The organism is Sulfitobacter dubius (genome assembly GCF_027214245.1).
GTDB classification, from domain to species: Bacteria; Pseudomonadota; Alphaproteobacteria; order Rhodobacterales; family Rhodobacteraceae; genus Sulfitobacter; species Sulfitobacter dubius_A.
This window is the reverse complement of sequence record NZ_JAPWHM010000007.1, coordinates 87,752-106,791: the sequence shown is the minus strand read 5'-3', so window position 1 is coordinate 106,791 and position 19,040 is coordinate 87,752. Positions and strand designations below refer to the sequence as shown.

General features: G+C 55.9%; 18 protein-coding genes. All 18 read left to right on the top strand.

All coding sequences use genetic code 11. The features are described 5' to 3' along the window. Positions 1-18: 18 nt before the first annotated feature. The 18 genes from O4H31_RS16830 (at position 19) to O4H31_RS16745 (ending at position 19,036) form a co-directional block, all read left to right on the top strand. Positions 19-876 (top strand): branched-chain amino acid ABC transporter permease, encoded by an 858-nt coding sequence (locus tag O4H31_RS16830; RefSeq protein ID WP_120352510.1) that lies wholly within the window; start codon positions 19-21, stop codon positions 874-876. Next, positions 873-1,823 carry a branched-chain amino acid ABC transporter permease gene (locus O4H31_RS16825; RefSeq protein WP_082894733.1) on the top strand — a complete coding sequence of 317 codons (951 nt, stop codon included), beginning with the start codon at positions 873-875 and terminating at the stop codon, positions 1,821-1,823. The genes O4H31_RS16830 and O4H31_RS16825 overlap by 4 nt, the downstream gene beginning before the upstream one ends. Beyond that, positions 1,820-2,569: an ABC transporter ATP-binding protein gene (locus tag O4H31_RS16820; protein ID WP_064223626.1), complete on the top strand. Its 750-nt coding sequence runs from the start codon at positions 1,820-1,822 to the stop codon at positions 2,567-2,569. Before O4H31_RS16825 ends, O4H31_RS16820 begins: the two co-directional genes overlap by 4 nt. Beyond that, on the top strand, positions 2,566-3,267 hold the full coding sequence (locus tag O4H31_RS16815; RefSeq protein WP_176832926.1) for an ABC transporter ATP-binding protein: 702 nt from the start codon (positions 2,566-2,568) through the stop codon (positions 3,265-3,267). The genes O4H31_RS16820 and O4H31_RS16815 overlap by 4 nt, the downstream gene beginning before the upstream one ends. A gap of 51 nt (positions 3,268-3,318) precedes the next feature. Next, positions 3,319-4,869 carry an AMP-binding protein gene (locus O4H31_RS16810; RefSeq protein WP_067296559.1) on the top strand — a complete coding sequence of 517 codons (1,551 nt, stop codon included), beginning with the start codon at positions 3,319-3,321 and terminating at the stop codon, positions 4,867-4,869. Positions 4,870-4,880: 11 nt separating this feature from the next. Then, complete coding sequence (locus tag O4H31_RS16805; protein WP_074647007.1) at positions 4,881-6,389, top strand: class I adenylate-forming enzyme family protein; 1,509 nt, start codon at positions 4,881-4,883, stop codon at positions 6,387-6,389. Positions 6,390-6,404: 15 nt separating this feature from the next. Next, on the top strand, positions 6,405-7,589 hold the full coding sequence (locus tag O4H31_RS16800; protein ID WP_120352509.1) for a lipid-transfer protein: 1,185 nt from the start codon (positions 6,405-6,407) through the stop codon (positions 7,587-7,589). A gap of 35 nt (positions 7,590-7,624) precedes the next feature. Beyond that, the gene (locus O4H31_RS16795) at positions 7,625-8,401 is read left to right on the top strand and encodes an SDR family NAD(P)-dependent oxidoreductase (RefSeq protein ID WP_269347655.1); all 777 of its coding nucleotides are present in this window, start codon (positions 7,625-7,627) and stop codon (positions 8,399-8,401) included. 211 nt (positions 8,402-8,612) lie between these two features. Continuing rightward, positions 8,613-9,401, top strand: a complete 789-nt coding sequence (locus O4H31_RS16790) for an enoyl-CoA hydratase/isomerase family protein (protein ID WP_269347653.1) — start codon at positions 8,613-8,615, stop codon at positions 9,399-9,401. A 12-nt stretch (positions 9,402-9,413) separates the two neighbouring features. Then, positions 9,414-10,652, top strand: a complete 1,239-nt coding sequence (locus O4H31_RS16785; protein WP_009808031.1) for a thiolase family protein — start codon at positions 9,414-9,416, stop codon at positions 10,650-10,652. A gap of 9 nt (positions 10,653-10,661) precedes the next feature. Further along, complete coding sequence (locus O4H31_RS16780; protein ID WP_009808032.1) at positions 10,662-11,798, top strand: acyl-CoA dehydrogenase family protein; 1,137 nt, start codon at positions 10,662-10,664, stop codon at positions 11,796-11,798. A gap of 8 nt (positions 11,799-11,806) precedes the next feature. Then, positions 11,807-12,580, top strand: a complete 774-nt coding sequence (locus tag O4H31_RS16775) for an SDR family NAD(P)-dependent oxidoreductase (RefSeq protein WP_009808033.1) — start codon at positions 11,807-11,809, stop codon at positions 12,578-12,580. 4 nt (positions 12,581-12,584) lie between these two features. Further along, positions 12,585-13,700, top strand: a complete 1,116-nt coding sequence (locus O4H31_RS16770; protein WP_009808034.1) for a CaiB/BaiF CoA transferase family protein — start codon at positions 12,585-12,587, stop codon at positions 13,698-13,700. Then, a complete protein-coding gene (locus O4H31_RS16765) occupies positions 13,697-14,578 on the top strand; it encodes a branched-chain amino acid ABC transporter permease (RefSeq protein WP_120352508.1) in 882 nt (293 codons plus the stop codon). Before O4H31_RS16770 ends, O4H31_RS16765 begins: the two co-directional genes overlap by 4 nt. Before the next feature lie 3 nt (positions 14,579-14,581). Continuing rightward, positions 14,582-15,661, top strand: coding sequence for a branched-chain amino acid ABC transporter permease (locus O4H31_RS16760; RefSeq protein WP_009808036.1), 1,080 nt, complete (start codon positions 14,582-14,584; stop codon positions 15,659-15,661). Further along, entirely contained in the window at positions 15,658-16,425 is a 768-nt protein-coding gene (locus O4H31_RS16755) for an ABC transporter ATP-binding protein (RefSeq protein WP_009808037.1), read from the top strand. Before O4H31_RS16760 ends, O4H31_RS16755 begins: the two co-directional genes overlap by 4 nt. After that, on the top strand, positions 16,422-17,192 hold the full coding sequence (locus O4H31_RS16750; protein ID WP_064223630.1) for an ABC transporter ATP-binding protein: 771 nt from the start codon (positions 16,422-16,424) through the stop codon (positions 17,190-17,192). Before O4H31_RS16755 ends, O4H31_RS16750 begins: the two co-directional genes overlap by 4 nt. Continuing rightward, positions 17,189-19,036: an AMP-dependent synthetase/ligase gene (locus O4H31_RS16745; RefSeq protein ID WP_009808039.1), complete on the top strand. Its 1,848-nt coding sequence runs from the start codon at positions 17,189-17,191 to the stop codon at positions 19,034-19,036. The genes O4H31_RS16750 and O4H31_RS16745 overlap by 4 nt, the downstream gene beginning before the upstream one ends. Positions 19,037-19,040: the final 4 nt, after the last annotated feature.

Sequence of the window (19,040 nt, the reverse complement as noted above, 5' to 3'; positions counted from 1 at the left end):
AACTGAGGAACCCTGAATATGTCCATTATCGTGATCGGGCTGAGTCTCAGCTTTCTGCTGTTTCTGCTGGCAGCGGGCTTGACCCTTATTTTTGGCATGTTGGGGGTGATCAACTTTGCCCATGGCGCGCTTTATATGCTTGGCGCGTTTGTCGGGTATCAAATTGTTCATATGACCGGATCGTTCTGGTTGGGACTGCTGTTTGCGCCGCTGATCGTCGCCTGTGTTGGTGCGCTGATCGAAATTTTGGCGCTGAAACAGGTCTATGACCGCGACCACATTTTTCAGCTTTTACTCACTTTCGGATTCATTCTGGTCATCGACGACGCGACAAAGATGATCTGGGGATTTGACTATAAGCAAGTGCCGACACCAGAAATCTTCATGGCACCGATTTCCATGTTTGGCAGTCAAATACCGTCATACCGGCTTTTTGTAATCGGTTTTGGTGCAGCGGTTTCTCTGGCACTGTTCTTGCTGCTGGACCGTAGCAAATGGGGCATGATTATTCGCGCCGCCAGTTCCGATCCGGAAATGGCTCAGACACTCGGTGTAAATGTAAACCAGGTTCGCACCGGCGTCTTTGCGCTTGGTGCGTATCTTGCGGCTCTTGGTGGCGTGGTTAGCGCACCGTTGGTGCCGATCGAACTGGGCATGGGATTCAGCGTTATCATCGACTGTTTTGTCGTGGTGATCATCGGCGGGCTTGGGAACATTCGCGGCGCAATCCTTGCGTCGTTGCTGTTGGGCATGACGCGGGCGGCCGGATATACCTACGCAACTGAATGGGTCGAACTACTTACCTTTGCCCTGTTGATCGGAACGCTGATGTTCCGGCCTGCGGGCTTGTTTAGCACAAAGGGGCGTTCGGCATGACACGCAGGATTATCGGTCAGGCCCTGATGGGCATTATTATCGCAGTTATGATTATCGTTCCGTTTTTTGTGCAGGATGAGCAATGGGTGAACCTTGTCAGCCTGATCCTGATCTGGGCCTTGTTCGCAATCGGCTTTGATCTGGTCTTCGGGGTGACAGGTATGCTGTCATTCGGCCATGCGGCGTTGTTCGGGGCAGGGGGTTATGCGCTCACAATCCTCACCCTCAGCTATGGCGTCGGTTTTATACCGGGCCTTTTTGCAGCGGCGATTGTCGGAGCGGTGCTGGCTTACCTGATGGGGCTTTTTGCGCTTCGGGTTTCGGGGCTTTTTTTTGCACTGCTGACACTGGCCCTGGCGCAGATGATGTACATCCTTGCGTCCAACAAGCTGCGCGCAATCACCGGCGGATTGGACGGTATTCCAGGCGTGCCGCGGCCTGACTTGTTCGGGATCAATTTCTACGACAACCACAACTATTATGGGTTTATCGTGGCGGTTTTCCTGATCGGACTGGCGCTGATGGCATTGCTGCGTGGGTCGCCATTCGGGCGGGCATTGCGCGCGGTACAGGCGAACGACGTGCGCGCCGCGCAACTCGGATACAACGTCCATAGCTTGCGCCAATCGGCGTTTATCGTTTCGGGTGCGTATGCAGGTGTTGCAGGAGCCCTGCTGGCATCGTTGATCTTCTACATCTCTCCGCAAATGCTGCATTGGTCCACATCGGGCGACGTTTTGATCATGACCGTGCTGGGCGGCAAAGGCACATTGCTAGGTCCGATTCTTGGCGTGGCCTTGTTTGAATTACTGAAAGAAGAACTGAGCCAAATCACCCAATATTGGTACGGCATCCTTGGTCTGGTGTTCATTTTTGCCACCATCTTCCTACGCAACGGTATTGCCGGAATGTTCCAAGGTGATCAGGACGAAGGAGACATGCAATGACTGCCGGATCATTGAGTTGCAACGATATTCAGGTCTCCTTCAGCGGGTTGAAAGCTGTCAACGGTGTGACGTTCGACTTCCAGCCGGGTCAGCTTTACGGGATTATCGGACCTAACGGTGCGGGCAAGACCACGTTGATGAATGCGCTTTCGGGTCATGCCAAGCTAAGCGGTGGTCAAGTGATGCTGGACGGGCGCGATGTAACGGGCCTGTCGGTGCATAAACGGACCCGCATCGGTCTGGGCCGCAGTTTCCAGATCACCAAGATCTTCGCCGGCATGTCGGTGCTTGAGAACCTTCAACTTGCTGCTTTTGCGCATCTGTACAGGTTGCAGCCCTTCTGGCTTCCGGCGGGCCGCTTTCCTGCAGTCAGGGAACGGGCCGAAAGCGTTCTCGAAGAGATCGGCCTGACGGTGATGGCGCACCGCCCCGCCGAAACCTTGTCTCACGGCGATCAACGCGCATTGGAAGTCGGGCTGGCATTGCTGAGCAACCCATCGGTCCTGTTGCTCGATGAACCATTGGCCGGTGTTGGACATGACCAGATCGGGCCTGCGATGGAGCTGATAAAACGGATCGTCAAGGGCCGCACCGTGCTGCTGATCGAACACAACATGGACGTTGTAATGCGGGTCTCCAGTGCTTTGGTCGTGATGGTTCAAGGGCAAATTCTGGCGTCTGGCAGCCCTGAAGAAATCCGCGCAAACGCCGAGGTGCGAGCGGCTTATCTGGGAGAAGAGGAATGAAGCTGCTTGCGTTGGAAAGCTGCAATGTCACTTATGGCAAGGCGCAGGCGTTGCATAGCGTGTCGATCGAAGTCGCACAGGGCGAAGTTGTTTCGCTGATCGGGCGCAATGGCGCAGGCAAAAGCACCATTCTCAAGACGATCATCGGTTTAAAGCAACCGGTTTCAGGGCGCAGAGTCTGGAAAGGGGACGACGTTACCGCGCGACTCCCGAACCAACTGGGCCGTCTGGGCATTGGGTATGTCCCCGAAGACAGGCGCATTTTTGACAATCTGACAGTGCATGAAAACCTGCGCATCGCAACCGTCATGGGACGCACTGGCGCATGGACCGAAACCCGGATTTTTGAAATGTTTCCGGTGCTGCTTGATCGCGCGTCACAGGCGGGAAACACGCTTTCGGGCGGCGAACAGCAAATGCTGGCGATTTCGCGCGCGCTTTTGACTAATCCGGAACTGTTGCTGCTGGACGAACCGACTGAAGGCCTTGCCCCGCTGATCGTTGATGAATTGGTCGATTCGATGCGGCGGATCAACGAAGAAGGTATGACGCTTTTGCTGGTTGAACAGAACCTGCGCGTGCCGATGAAATTGGCCCATCGACAGTACGTTGTCGACAACGGGACCGTCCAGTGGAGCGGCACGACAGCAGATTTGCTGGCCAACCGCGAAGAGATCGAAAAGCTCATCAGTGTATGAGTTCAGACTGGCAAGGCGGGAAAATCCCGGAAACCAAGATAGGAAACCGTTATGCGTGTGATCGATTTCTTCGACAGGGGTGTCGCAATCAACCCTAACGTGATCGCTTTGGAAGATGCTAAAATCGGCCGGAGTTACGGCGAAGTTCAGGAACGCACATATCGTTTCGCCAATGCCATCACTGCCGAAGGGTACGGACGCGACAAGATGGCCGGCGTTTACAGCCCCAACTGCGTGAGCGGCCTTGAAGTTATGCTGGGCTTGTTTCGTGCCGGCACGATCTGGGTTCCCGTCAATGCCAAGAACGGCGTAGAAGAAAACGCGTATATCCTGGATCATAATGATGTGGAGATTCTGTTTTATCACAGCGATCTTGCACCGGCGCTGGAACAATTGCGTGAACTTTGCCCAAAGATACAAAAATTCATCTGTCTGGATAAACAAGACGGCGCGGCACCATGGCTGGAAGACTGGATGGCCGCGGCCCCTTCAACCGATCCCGATGTGCCGCTTGGCCCTGATGATCTTGTCGGAATTTTATCCTCTGGTGGGACAACGGGGCGGCCCAAGGGGATCATGCTGACGCAGTTGAACTGGACCACGCTAATCGCGAACTATTATGCCAGTTTTGATGCCGGACCTGACCCTGTGCATTTGCTGATCACGCCTATGACCCACGCGTCAGGGGTGCTTGCCATTGCGTTGATGGCCGCTGGTGCGCGCAGCGTCATCCTGCCGGGATTTGATGCCGCCAACGTTCTAGACACAATTGAAAGCGAGGGAGTGACCCATCTGTTCCTGCCGCCGACCGCCGTTTACATGCTGTTGTCGCAACCGGAAGTTGCGCAACGTAGCTTTCCGTCATTGCGGTTCTTTCTTTATGCCGCCGCACCTATGGCCATTGACAAGCTGCGCCAATGCCTGAAGATTTTTGGGCCGGTCATGGCGCAGTGTTTCGGACAAGCAGAATCGCCGATGTTCTGCGCGCTGCTGACGGCAGAGGATCACAATGTTATCGGAGATCCGGCCCGCGAACACCGGCTTGCAAGTTGCGGCAGGCCCGCACTTTTGACACCGATGGCGATCATGGATGATGACGGTAACATTATGCCGCGTGGTGAGCATGGTGAAATTGTTGTGCGCGGAAATCTGGTGATGAAGGGGTATTACAAAAACCCCGAAGCAACCGCAGAGGTTTCCCAGTTCGGTTGGCACCATACCGGCGACATCGGGTATCTGGATGACGAGGGTTACCTTTATATCGTGGACCGCAAGAAAGACATGATCATTTCGGGCGGCTTCAACGTTTATCCCTCGGAAGTCGAGCAGGTGATCTGGTCGCATCCTGCCGTGCAGGATTGCGCGGTGATCGGTGTGCCTGACGAAAAATGGGGTGAAGCGATCAAGGCGGTGATCGAACTCAAACCCGATGCAACGGTGGAACCCGAAGCAATCATTGCATTGTGCAAGGAAAACCTTGGCAGCGTAAAGGCCCCCAAAACGGTTGACTTCTGGGATGAACTGCCGCGCAGCCCCGTTGGGAAAGTGCGCAAAAAGGACATCAGGGATACGTTCTGGCAGGGGCAAGCGCGCAGAATTTAGGGAGCAGAATTATGAACATCGCGTACATTTTGACACAGTCCGCGCGCGCCTATTGCGATCGACCTGCCGTCTGCTTGGGGTTGTCGACGTTCAGCACCTACACCCAATTACAGGACCGCAGCGCGGCCTTGGCCGCTGCGCTGAAACAGCGCAATCTGGTAAAAGGTGACCGTGTTCTGATCTTCATGGGCAACCGGCCCGAATATATCGAGATCCTGTTTGCCATCTGGACTGCCGGATGTGTTGCCGTTCCGTTGAATGCCAAACTGCACCCTAACGAAGTGACCTATATCCATGCTAACTGTGATGCCGCACTTGCCTTTACCGACCGGCCGGAAGACGTCGAAGGGTTTTCAGCAGTCATTGCGGTCGGTGGACCGGAATATAATGCGGCGTTACAAGCGTCAGCGGATTTGCAGCCTGCACACGCTGCGCAAACCGATCCAGCATGGATTTTTTATACCAGCGGCACGACGGGCCGCCCGAAAGGGGCGATACTGACCCACCGCAACCTCTGGACCATGACCACGAGTTTTCTGGCCGATATGTGTCCGGTTACGGAAATGTCGGCGGCGCTGCATCCGGCACCGCTGTCTCATGCGGCAGGACTGTTTATGCTACCGTTTGCGCAGCGGGGCGCGGCGAATGTTGTGCCGCAAAGCGGTGGATTCGATCCGCATGAAATCGTGACGTTGCTGCATGAATATCCCCATTCATCTTTTTTTGTCGCACCCACGATGCTGACGCGTCTGACGGCCTGTCCTGCGCTTGACACGGCGGCCATCGAAAACCTTGATCTGTTGTTCTGCGGCGGTGCGCCGATTTATGTCGCAGACCTGCGCCGGGCGATGGCGCTGTTGGGCAACCGCATCTGGATCGGATACGGACAAGGCGAGGCACCATGTACGATCACTTATCTACCACCGCATATATTGAGCTGGGAAATTCCGGATAGTTGGCTGGGATCCGTCGGCATTCCACGCACCGGCGTCACGGTCTGTGTGGTGGATGAAACAGGCACACAATGCCCCCCAGATGTCGCGGGCGAAGTGATCGTCAGTGGCGATGTGGTGATGGCGGGATACTGGGGCAATGAAACGGCAACGGCGTCAGCCTTGCGGGACGGCTGGCTCCATACCGGCGACATTGGCAGCGTGGACGCCCACGGTTTCCTGACGCTCAAGGACCGGTCCAAGGACGTGATCATTTCTGGCGGGTCAAATATTTATCCGCGCGAGGTCGAAGAGGTGCTGCTGCGTCATTCCGGCGTGGTCGAAACTAATGTTGTTGGCCGCGAGGAGGCCGAATGGGGCGAGGAAGTCATCGCGTTTGTCGTGGCAGAGCCGGGCGTGACCGCACAGGCGCTGGACCGTTTTTGTCTGGATAACATTGCGCGGTTCAAGCGACCCAAGGCCTATTGCTTTGTTCTCGAACTGCCCAAAAGCAGCTACGGCAAAATACTTAAGACAGAGTTGCGCCAGATGCTGACCGACCCCGATACACAATTCGAAAAACCATAAAAAAGGAGACCCAAAATGACTGCCATTATTGCCGGTGTCGGCATGATCCCTTTTGCAAAACCGGGCGCATCGGCACCTTACGACGAGATGGGCGAGGTGGCGATCCGTCTTGCACTGGATGACGCCGGTATCGCGTTCGAAGACGTGCAACAGGCCTATGCCAGCTATGTTTACGGCGACAGCACAAGCGGGCAGCGTGTGATTTACCGCGTGGGCATGACGGGCATCCCGATTATCAACGTGAACAACAATTGTTCGAGCGGTTCAACAGCGCTTTTCCTCGCACGGCAGGCTGTCGAAAGCGGTGTGGCAGAATGTGTGCTGGCGGTGGGTTTTGAACAGATGGCCCCCGGTGCGTTGGGTGTTGTCTTTCCCGATCGCCCGTCACCGCTGGCGGAATTTGATGCCGCCACGGACCGGCTGATAGGGGACGTCGATCTGCCGATGACGCTTCGGTATTTCGGCGGTGCGGGCAAGGCGCATATGGAACGATTTGGTACGAAGATGGAGACATTCGCCAAAATTCGGGCCAAGGCTAGCCGCCATGCCGCGAACAACCCACTCTCGGTTTTCCGCAAGGAGATGACCACGCAGGATGTAATGGGTGCGCAGGTGATCTGGCCCGGTGTAATGACACGGCCAATGGCTTGTCCGCCCACCTGCGGCGCTGCGGCGGCGCTTGTGGTGTCCAAAGGGTTCGCTGAAAAAATGGGCCTTGATACAACTGTACAAATCCGCGCGCAGGCAATGACAACGGATAAACTGCTGGACCCTGAAACCGGCGACATGATCGAAGTGGTTGGCGCCAGGCTGAGCCGTGATGCCGCGCGCATGGTCTATGAAAAGGCGGGCGTGGGTCCTGACGATATCGACGTGATCGAATTGCATGACTGTTTCGCGCAGAACGAATTGATTTCCTACGAGGCCCTGGGGCTATGTGCCGAAAGTGATGGCGAAAAGTTGGTCGATGATGGCGACAACACCTTTGGCGGGAAATACGTCACGAACCCGTCTGGTGGTCTGCTGTCAAAGGGGCATCCACTGGGTGCTACGGGGCTGGCACAGTGTTTTGAGTTGACCAACCAACTGCGTGGAAAGGCAGAGAACCGGCAGGTCGATAATGCGCGGCTTGCCCTCCAGCATAACGTTGGGCTGGGCGGTGCGGCGGTTGTTACACTTTATGAAAGGATTACAGCATGACAAAACCACCAATGAGAGATCGTGACGATTTCGGCGTGGCACTTGTCACCGGTGCAGGTTCTGGCATCGGACAGGGGATTGCTTTGCGGCTGGCGGAGTTGGGCGCGAGGGTTGTTGTCACTGATATTGCCGAAACAGGCATAGCCGATACGGTCAAGCAGATCGAAGCGGCAGGTGGTACAGCGCTTGGGCAAAAGCTTGATGTGTCGGATCCGGCATCGGTGAATGCGGCATTTGACGAGACGGAACGCTGGGACAAATGCGTGGATGTGCTGGTGAACAATGCGGGTATCGTCGGGATTAATCCGTTCCTCGATTTTCCTTTGGAAGACTGGAACCGCGTTATGGCTATCAACCTGACAGGCAGCATGTTGTGCGCGCAACTTGCTGCGCGTGAAATGGTTCGTCAGCGATATGGCAGGATCATCAATATCACGTCGGTCAGCGGCATCCGCGCAGGGGTCGGGCGCACGGCTTACGGCACGTCCAAGGCGGCCTTGGTGGGGCTGACACGCCAGATTGCGCTTGAAGTTGCGGCGCATGGCGTCACGGCAAACGCGATTGCACCGGGCGCCATTACAACTCCGCTCACCGAAAGCACCTATACCGAAGAAACGGTTGCGCGCCTGTTGCCGATGATTCCGGCGGGTTACATGGCCGACCCTGCGGATATCGCGGCGGCAGTTGCCTATCTGGGCTCGCCTGATGCGCGATATGTGAACGGTGAAACACTGGTCGTTGATGGTGGATATGTCTGTGGCGGCATGATGCAGACTGGCTCGCTGGATCTGGGCACAAAAAGTTCGTCCTGAACACAAGGTGTCGCGCGGCGAGGCATTTTTTCATGTCGCGCGCATCATCGGGGAACGCACTATCTTGATGTCGCCGGATTGCTGATTCTCCGATCAAATCGGACGGGAGAAACCGACAACCTACAAGCCTATGTAACCTAACGTAAATTAGTTCTTGATTTGATTATATATTTTTGATTACTTATTGGTAAGTAAATAGAAAGACGCACGCATGACTCAAGCGAATGTACTGGTCGAATACCGTGGTCCGGTTGCGTGGCTGACGTTGAACAGGGCCAACAGTCTTAATGCACTTTCTGTCGACCTCATTGGGGAACTGCGCGCCGCGATAAGAGAGATCGCTGTGGCAAAACAGGTGCGCGCAATTGTGCTGACGGCTGGGGGGCGTGCGTTTTGCGCCGGTGCCAATCTGAAGGAAGTCCTCGCTGGTCTGGATGATGCCGATACGCAAAAGGGTGATTTTCTTGACGCTATCGGCGCGACGTTTCAAGCGCTGCGTGATTTGCCGAAACCGGTGATCGGCGGGCTGAATGGCATTACCGTTGCGGGCGGGCTGGAACTCGCGATGTGTTGCGATGTGCTGATTGCGGGCGAGAGCGCCAGAATTGGCGATGCTCATTCGAATTTTGGTGTGTTCCCTGGCGCAGGCGGCGCTGCTGTCTTGCCGTGCCGGATCGGACTCGCAAACGCGAAATACCTCTTGTTTTCGGGCCAAAGTCTACCAGCGCGCGAATTGATGCGCATGGGGCTGGTGCAGGAAGTGGTTGGTGATGACGCGCTTGAAGCGCGGCTGCACGAGTTCAGCCAGTTGCTGGCGACCAAAAGCCCGCTGGTCCTGTCGCAGATGAAGCGGGTAGCCAATGCATCCATCGAAATGACGCAGGTGGAGGCGCTGAAACAGGAACTTGCCGTGCTGCGCGAACATCTGAAATCCAACGATGCGGCCGAAGGACTTGCCGCATTCGGTGAAAAACGAAAGCCGGTTTTCACCGGCACATGAGCGGAGATTGAAATGACAAAAATTTACATTGCCGGGGTCGCGATGACCAAAATGGGACGCCTCGACGGGGCAACGGTAAAGTCGCTGACCTGCGAGGCTGTCGATGGCGCGATGGCGGACGCCGGCATTGGCAAGGATGACATTCAGGCTGCCTACTACGCGAACACAACACAGCGACATCTTGAGGCGCAGTTGATGATCCCGGGCCAGATCACCCTGCGCGAGATGGGATTTGAGGGCATCCCGATGGTAAACGTCGAAAATGCATGTGCCAGCGGGTCAACCGCGTTGAACCTTGCGGCTCAATTTCTCAAAGCAGGCGAGGGTGACGTGGCTTTGGCCGTTGGGGCCGAAAAAATGTGGACAGGTGACAAAGCTAAGATGTTCAGCTTTTTCGATGGCGCGTGGGATGTGTCCACCGTTGAGGAAAATACCGAAAAACTGATGGCGCTGGGCAAAGGCATCGACGTGCCGAATGACACCACTTCGGACAAGCCGTTTTCAGTCTTTATGGCGATTTACGGAGCGTTCGGGCTGGCGCATATGCGCACGTTCGGCACGACCCAAAAACAGATTGCTGCGATTGCAGCAAAGAACCACATGCATTCGGTTGAAAATGAAAAGGCGCAATTCCGCGCGCCTTATACCGTTGACGAAATATTAAGCGCACCACCGATCACTTATCCTTTGACCCTGCCAATGTGCGCCCCGATGAGCGATGGCGGTGCCGCTGCGGTTCTGATGACCGAGGCCGGATTGAAAAAGTTCGGGATCAGCCGGGATCGTGCCATCGAAGTGCGCGCCAGCGTGATCCAGACCGGATCAAACCGCGCGCCGGAGGATTATGAGAACCACCTGACCGCGATTGCGGCACGGCGGGCATATGAAATCGCCGGTATCGGTCCCCAAGACGTATCAGTTGCCGAAGTGCATGACGCAACAGCGGTGGGTGAGTTGATCCAGATCGAAAACCTTGGGCTGTTCCCATTTGGCGAAGGGGGTGCTGCATCCGAGCGCGGTGACACCTCCATCGGCGGGCGGGTGCCGGTGAACCCGTCGGGCGGGCTGGAATGCAAAGGCCACCCGATTGGCGCGACTGGGTTGGGCCAGGTTTACGAACTGGTATCGCAACTGCGCGGTGAATGTGGACCTAGACAGGTCGAAGGTGCGCGGATCGCCATCGCGGAAAATGGCGGCGGTTTGATCGGTATCGAAGAGGCCGTGGCCTCCATCCTTATTCTCGGGCGCTAGGAGCGAAAGATGTTCAAAACCGAAGAGCAGATAATGGCTTGCGATTCCTTGCGCCGGTTTCTGGATGACCAGATCGAACCGGAATACCTGAAGGTTAAGGATGCGCCGTTCGAAAAAGAAGTCATTCAGGGTTTCATGACGCGACTTGCCGAGTTCGGTCTGACATCGGCCCCGCATCCCGAAGAAGCGGGCGGTATGGGGCTGGATTGGACCACCCACCTGATGCTGTTCGAAGAGGTTGGTGTTACGGCAATAGATATCGCGCTGCCCATTCTGATCAACGTGGTGGCAGGTGAGATTCTGCTGAAGCTCGGGTCTGATGAGATTCGCAAAAAATATATCGGTCCGTTGCTTGCCGGTGAAATTACCGCGTCGATGGGCATATCGGAACCAAATGTCGGGTCCGATGTGGCCGCTGTCAAAACCCGAGCGCGGCGGGACGGCGATGACTGGGTGATCAATGGCGAAAAGACCTGGATCACCAATGGTCGCTTTTCGGATTTCCTGATATGCACCTGCGCCACCGATGAGGGCCTGACCCATATTCTAGTGGATCGCAAAGAGCATGGCTATGAAACCCGCGACATCAAAAAAATGGGTCTGAACGCACAATCCACGGCACAGATCTTTCTTGATGACGTGCGTGTGCCGATTGCAAACACGATAGGCGAGGTCGGCCGCGGCTTGCAGCAAACGCTTGTGGTGTTTGAACGGGCGCGCGTTCACATGGCCATGTGGGGAATCTCCCTGGCACGGCGCGCGTTGGAAGAGTCGATCAGATATGCGCAGGAACGCAACCAGCACGGCAAGCAGATAGCGGGTCACCAGCTCATCGCAGACAAGATCGCCGTAATGGCCACAGAGATTGATGCTGCGCGGCTTTTGACCCTCCGTGCCGCTGGCATGATCGACCGCGGCGAACGCTGCGACAAGGAATGTGCCATGGCCAAATGGTACGGCACGGAAATCGCAGTGAACGCAACGCGCCAAGCAGTGCAGATCCACGGTGGCAATGGTGTCACCACCGATTTTATCGTCGAACGGCTGGCGCGCGAGGCCATTATCGGGCCGATCCCGGACGGGACTACAGAAATACAAAAATTGCTGATCGCACGGACGCTTACCGGCGTGCAGGCATTCAAATAGGAGCGGTCATGGAAATCGAAGGCAAGACAATCATCGTCACCGGCGGGGCATCGGGTCTTGGCGCGGCGACGGCGAAATATCTGCGAGCACGCGGTGCCAAGATTGGTATTTTCGATATGTCGCAGGGCGCTGGCGATGCGCTGGTCAAGGAACTGGGTGCTTCAAACGCAATGTTCTGCAACGTCGATGTGACCGACGATGAAGGCGTGGACGCGGCAGTTGACGCCGTGGTTTCAAAATTCGGTGCGCTGCATGGGTGCATCAACTGCGCCGGGGTCGTCAGCCCGATGAAAGTGATCGACCGTGACGGCAAGGCCGCGTCGCTCGACACATTCCGCCGCACGGTTGATATCAATCTTGTAGGCACATTCAACGTAATGAGCAAAGCTGTTCAGCGGATGTTGTTGAATGAACCCGAAAACGGCGAAGAGCGCGGTGTTGTTGTCAACGTCTCCTCTGGTGCTGCGATGGAAGGGCAAATCGGCCAGCCGGCTTATTCGTCGTCAAAGGCGGGGGTGATGGGCCTTAACCTGCCTGCCGCGCGCGAACTGGGTGCCAAGGGCATTCGCGTCAACGCGATTGCACCCGGCCTGTTCGGCACGCCGATGGTCATGTCGCTGCCCGACAACGTGATCGCAAACCTCGAAGCCTCTGTCGAAGCGCCCAAGCGTGTCGGCCGGATGGAAGAATTCGCTCATTGCTGTGCCTTTCTGATCGAGAATTCATATATGAACGGCGAAACCGTGCGGCTTGATGCTGCCACGCGCCTGCAGGCGAGATAGGGCGATGCTGCAACGCTCAGGTCCCCTCAAAGGTGTACGCATTGTTGAAATGGCAGGTCTTGGCCCTGCGCCGTTTGCTGCGATGCATCTGGCTGATCTGGGCGCTGAAGTGGTGCGCATCGCGCGGCCCGGTCAGAAATTTCCGTTGCCGATTGATGCGAAATACAATCTGTTCAACCGCTCGCGCCGCAGCCTGACACTTGACCTGACAAAGGCCAGAGATGTCGACCGGCTCTGGCAGTTGATCGAACGTGCCGAGGTGCTGATCGAAGGGTTCAGGCCGGGCAAAATGGAAAAGCTGGGATTTGGTCCGGAACAGGTGCAGGCGCGCAATCCGGCCTTGGTCTATGGCCGATTGACCGGATGGGGACAGGAAGGGCCGCTGGCACATGCAGCGGGCCACGACATGAATTATGCCGCCATAACCGGTGCGGTTTGGGGTTTGGGCGATGCGGACCGCCCGCCACCTGCACCGATGAACCTGATCGCGGATCAGGGCGGCGGCGCGATGATGCTGAACGTTGGTATCCTTGCAGCCCTGACTCATGCGCGCGCCACGGGGCAGGGGCAGGTGGTCGATACGGCCATGACGGACGGGGTTAACCTGCTGATGACCATGCAGCACGGGTTGGTCGCATGTGGCGCTTGGTCTGATAAACGGTCTGGCGATTTTATCAACGGCGGCGTTGCGTGGTATCGTTGTTACGAAACGGGCGATGGCAAATATGTGTCCGTTGGATGTCTCGAACCGCAATTTTTTGCCGAACTTCTGGCACTTCTGGGCCTCACAGACGATCCGCGCTTTGCCGATCAATACGCACCCACCGCGCAGGCCAGTATGATGGACGCGCTTACGGAGATTTTCCTGACTGCGACCCAACAGGAATGGTGCGATATTCTGGAAGGCAGCGACGCGTGTTTCGCACCTGTGGTTTCTCTGGCTGACGCATCGGATCATGCGCATAATCGCGCCCGGGGCAGCTTTGTCACAGTAGGTGGCATCGAGATGCCGACGCCCGCACCGCGATTCTCGCGAACACAACCCGACACACCGACGACCGGAGATGCGGGAGAAATCAGCCTTGATGAAATCCTTGAACACTGGGGGAACAACGCATGACTGCCTTGTCTTTTGCCGATGCGATGCAGCTTTTTGTGGTCGGCCTGTCACAAGGGTGCCTTTATAGCCTGATCGCGATTGGTCTGGTGCTTGTGTATAAGGCGACTGAGCAGGTGAATTTTGCCCAAGGCGAATTCATGATGCTGGGGGCATTTGTCGGGTATCAGTTCATCGTGCTGATGGGGATGCCCTACTGGCTGGGTGCGATGTTGACATTGGTCTTCATGGGCGCATTCGGCTACGGCGTCGAAGCGCTTGTGGTGCGGCGCCTGACGGGCCAGCCGGTGTTCACTGTCTTTATCCTGACGCTGGCATTGGGTATCGCGCTCAGGGCGGTTGCAGGGATAATTTGGGGGTTTGGCAACTATTCGTTGCCTGCTCCGGTTGATGGCAATCTTACACTGGGCCCAGTGATCATTTCTTGGACCAGCGTGTTGTCGATTGTTGTCACCGCGGTTGTCGCCAGCGCGCTGTACCTGTTTTTCCGTTACGCTCGGCAGGGTGTCGCCATGCAGGCGTTGTCCCTGAACCAGTTAGCAGCGTTCTACATGGGTATTCCTGTGAAACGGCTGACATCCTCGATCTGGGCAATGTCCGCGATCTTTGGCGGGATTGCCGGACTGCTCCTGGGGCCAATGACGTTGGTTTCGACGCAGATGGGTTTTATCGGGTTCAAGGCATTTGCAGGGGCAATTGTCGGTGGTTTCGGCTCCATCCCCGGTGCGGTGATCGGTTGCTTGCTGATCGGTGTGACGGAACCGTTTTTCGATATCATGTTCCCGACCCTCAAAGGAATTGGTGCCTACTTGATCATGTTCCTTGTGCTGTTGATCCGTCCGCAAGGCCTGCTGGCCCAAATTTATGCAAAGAAGGTCTAAGCCATGCGCGTAATTTTTCGCAAATCCTATGTTCAGGACATCCAGCTTTTCCGCGACCGTGGACAGGCATTCTGGTATCTGCTGTTTGCCGCGATCGCACTGGCCGCGCCGCTGTTTCTGGACGGCTATTTTCTGGATGAACTCTCATTCGTATTCATCTATGCTATCGCGGGTCTCGGGCTAATGGTGCTGACCGGATTTTCCGGGCAGGTGAGTTTCGGACAGGCGGCGTTTGTCGCAATCGGTGCCTACACTCACACGATCCTGCTGACCCGTTACAGCGTGCCGTGGCTTTTGTCGCTGCCGATAGCGGCGTTGGTGGCTGGGCTGGTCGGGTTGGCCGTCGGACGGATCTGCGGAAAGATGCACGGGCTGTATCTGGCGATTGCCACGCTTTCGATTGCGATTGTGACCGAACGGCTCATCGGTGGTGCGGGCGATTTCACAGGCGGTCATCGTGGCCTTTCGGTGCCGGAAATCAATATTCTCGGGCTGGCCATCGACGAAAGCTGGAAAGTTTATCTGCTGAATTTTGTCATCTTCGTGGGTTGTATCCTGATCGTTCGCAACCTGACACGCACAAGGTCGGGTCGCGCCATGATTGCGATCCGCGACTCCGAAGTGTCGGCGCGGGCGTTGGGAACCAATGTGGCCTTCTTCAAGGCATATGCGTTCTTCATCTCGGCAGTTTTTGCGGGCCTCGCGGGCGGGCTGCTGGCGCACGCCTTCTTCTACATCACGCCGGAAACCTTCGGAATGGGGGAATCCATCCGTCTGCTGTTGATGATCGTCGTCGGCGGGATCGGAACCATCCACGGCGCGGTTTTTGGGGCGTTCTTTATCGTGCTGCTGCCAACCGTGTTGAGCTGGGTCAAGATCGTGCTGCCCAGTGCAGTCGCCACGTCCGGCGGTTTCGATAGTCTTGCATTCGGTCTGATCCTGCTGGGGTTCATCCTGTTCGAACCTGACGGACTTTATGGACGCTGGACCAAGATCCATCACTATTTCAACGTGTTCCCGATGTACAAGAAGCGCAGTTTCCAGCGTCAGAAGACATTCCTCAAAACGGAGCGTTTAAGATGAACGGGTTGGAGATAGATAACGTATCGCTTTCCTTTGGTGGTTTGAAAGCGGTGGATGGCTTGAGCTTTTCAGTTGAACCGGGGTCGGTGTTCACCATCATTGGCCCCAATGGCGCGGGCAAAAGCACGGTGTTCAACCTCATCTGCCGGATTTACGATCCGTCGCAAGGCGACATCCGGTTCAACGGCAAAAGCCTGCGAAAAGCGAAATCCCATGAGGTAATCAACCACGGCATTGCGCGGACGTTCCAGAATATCGAACTGTTCGAACATGCGTCATTGCTTGATAACTTGCTGATCGGGCGCATCCGTCACGGCAAATTCGGGCCTCTGAGTGAGCTGTTTTTTACCCGTTCGCAGATGCGTCAGGAACTGGCCCACCGCCGCAAAGCCGAAGAAATAATCGAGTTTCTTGATCTCGAAGGCTACCGTCATGCACGGGTTGCGGATTTGCCGTATGGCGTGCGCAAAAAGACCGAAATGGCCCGCGCGTTGGTGTCGGAGCCAAAGATCCTGTTGCTGGACGAACCGTCAAGCGGACTGACCAGCGAGGAAACCGACGATACTGCTTTTGTGATTGAAGATATCCGCGAGGTCCTGGGTGTCACCGTTGTTATGATCGAACACGACATGAAACTGGTGAACAAAGTTTCGGACATGGTGCTGGCCATCAACGAAGGCCGGTTTCTTGCAAGCGGCAGCGCATCCGAAGTTCAAAGCGATCCCGATGTTCAGGCGGCATATCTGGGAGGGCAGGCAGCATGACCGAGGTACTGCGCGCCAGCAACGTCGAAACGATGTATGGCAGGGTGATGGCCATTCGCGGCATCAGCCTGACGGTCAAGGAAGGGTCGGTCGTTACGGTCATGGGCTCCAATGGGGCGGGCAAAACGACGATTTTGAAAACCATCTCCGGCGCGCTTGATCCGTTCAAGGGGCAGGTGGAATTTGAAGGGCGCGATATCACCGCGCTTGACCCAGATGTCATCGCGCGCGCCGGCATCGCCCATTCACCCGAAGGGCGCGAAGTGTTTTCCCTCTTGTCGGTCAAGGACAACCTGATGATGGGTGCCTATTGCCGCAAGGATCGCGATGAAGTGGCGCGTGACTTGGAAAAGGTGCTGGGCTGGTTTCCCGTGCTGCGCACCTTTCTGGAAAAGCAGGCGATCTATCTATCTGGCGGGCAACAACAGATGTTGGCTTTGGGTCGCGCGTTTATGCAGCGTCCGCGCGTGATGTTGCTGGACGAGCCGTCGCTGGGCCTGTCACCGCTCCTGATTTCCGAGATTTTCCAGATCATCAAACGGATCAACGTCGAAGAAGGCGTGACCATGTTGCTGGTTGAACAGAACGCCAGTGTTGCGCTGCCGGCCGCCGATTTCGGGTACGTCCTTGAAACCGGCCGGATCGTTATGGAAGGTGAACGCGACGTTCTCATGAAAAGTGCTGACATTCGCGAATTCTACCTTGGCATCAAAGCAGAAAGTGCGCGCGGCGACCGCCGCTGGAAAGCAAGAAAGACGTGGCGATGAACACAATGCAAGACCAATCCACCGCAGGATGGACGCCGCCGCCGGTCCAGATTGACGGCTGTGACACGTTCTCCAAACTGTTCCGGCAGAACTGCAAGAAGTTCGGCAACAAAATCGCAATCCGCGAAAAGGATTTCGGCATCTGGAAAGAATTCAGCTGGCTGGACTATTACGCATCCGCGCGCAGGGTCGGGTGTTCACTTATGGCGTTGGGCTACCGTGAAGGTGACGTGGCCGCGATCATTAGTGAAGACAACAAGGAGTGGGTGTTTGCCGACCTTGGCATCCAGTGCATCGGGGCCACGACTCACGGGCTATATCCTACTTTGCAGGAAAAGCAAGTTGCCTATCAGTTGAACGATAGCGGAGCGAAGGTGCTATTCGTTGAGGATGAAGAGCAGCTAGATAAGTATCTGGGTGTGGAGGACCAGCTTGATCATCTCGAAAAAGTTATCGTATTTGATATGGAAGGGTTGCGCAGTTTCCAGCATGACAAAGTCATAGGCTGGGAAGAATTTCTCGCACTGTCGGACGCTAAAATCGAAGAACTGAGCGTTGAATTTGAGCGCCGCGTTGATGCGGGCGATCCCGAAGATATCGCAACGCTGATCTATACGTCCGGCACAACCGGTGCTCCCAAAGGTGCCGCGATGTCGCACCGCTTCTTTCTAGCGCAATCGGATAATTACCCCGAATTGCCGCTCGGACCGGGCGATGAAGTTTTGACGTTCCTGCCGCTGTGTCACGCGGCCGAACGGATCCTGTCTGTCTGCGTGCCGATCCGTCACGGCATAACCATCAACATCGCGGAAAGCGGCGATACATTTGCCGCTGACATTCAGGAAGTCGCGCCAACATTCATCTTTGCGGTGCCGCGCGTGTGGGAAAAATTCTATTCCCGTATCAATTTTGTGATGAATGATGCCACCGCATTTGGCCGGTTTGCCTATGACCAAGCCCTGAAAACGGCTGGACGCAGGGAGGCATTGATTGCTGCGGGAAAATCTGTGCCGACGATGCTTAGGCTTAGGCATAAGGTGCTGGACTTTCTGGTGCTTCGAAATATCAGGGTCGAACTGGGACTGGCGCGCGCGCATACGATCGTATCGGGTGCGGCACCGATTTCAGCCCGACTGCTCAGCTGGTTCAATGCCCTTGGGGTGACAGTACAAGAGGCATATGGCCAGACCGAAACCGGCATTGTGACTGCAACCATACCGGGCAGATCACCGATCGGTTCCATCGGCCGGGCAATGCGCAATGTCGAAGCGAAACTGGCCGATGACGGTGAAATCCTCATTCGCTCATCCAGCAATTTTTCGGGTTATCTGAACCAGCCTGAAAAGACGGCGGAAACCGTGGTCGATGGCTGGGTCTATACGGGTGATGTTGGGACGATGGATGCCAATGGTGACCTAACTATTCTGGACCGCAAGAAGGACATCATCATCACCGCAGGCGGCAAGAACATTACGCCTTCGCAGTTGGAAAACGAGCTCAAATTCTCGCCCTATATTTCTGATGCGGTGATCATCGGGGACAAGCGCAAATACCTGAGCGTGCTGATCATGATCGACCACGAAAACGTTGAAAAATACGCGCAGGAAAAGCGTATCCCGTTTTCCAACTACAAATCCCTGTGCGCAAACACCCAAATCCAGGACTTGATCGAAGGCGAGGTGGAACAGGCGAACAGCGGTTTCGCGCCGGTCGAGCAGGTAAAGAAATTCCGGCTGATCGACGTACTTTTGACAGCCGAAGACGACGAGCTGACTCCGACGATGAAGCTTAAGCGCAACGAGATCGAGCGCAAATACAAAGACCTGATCGAAACGATGTATTGAAACA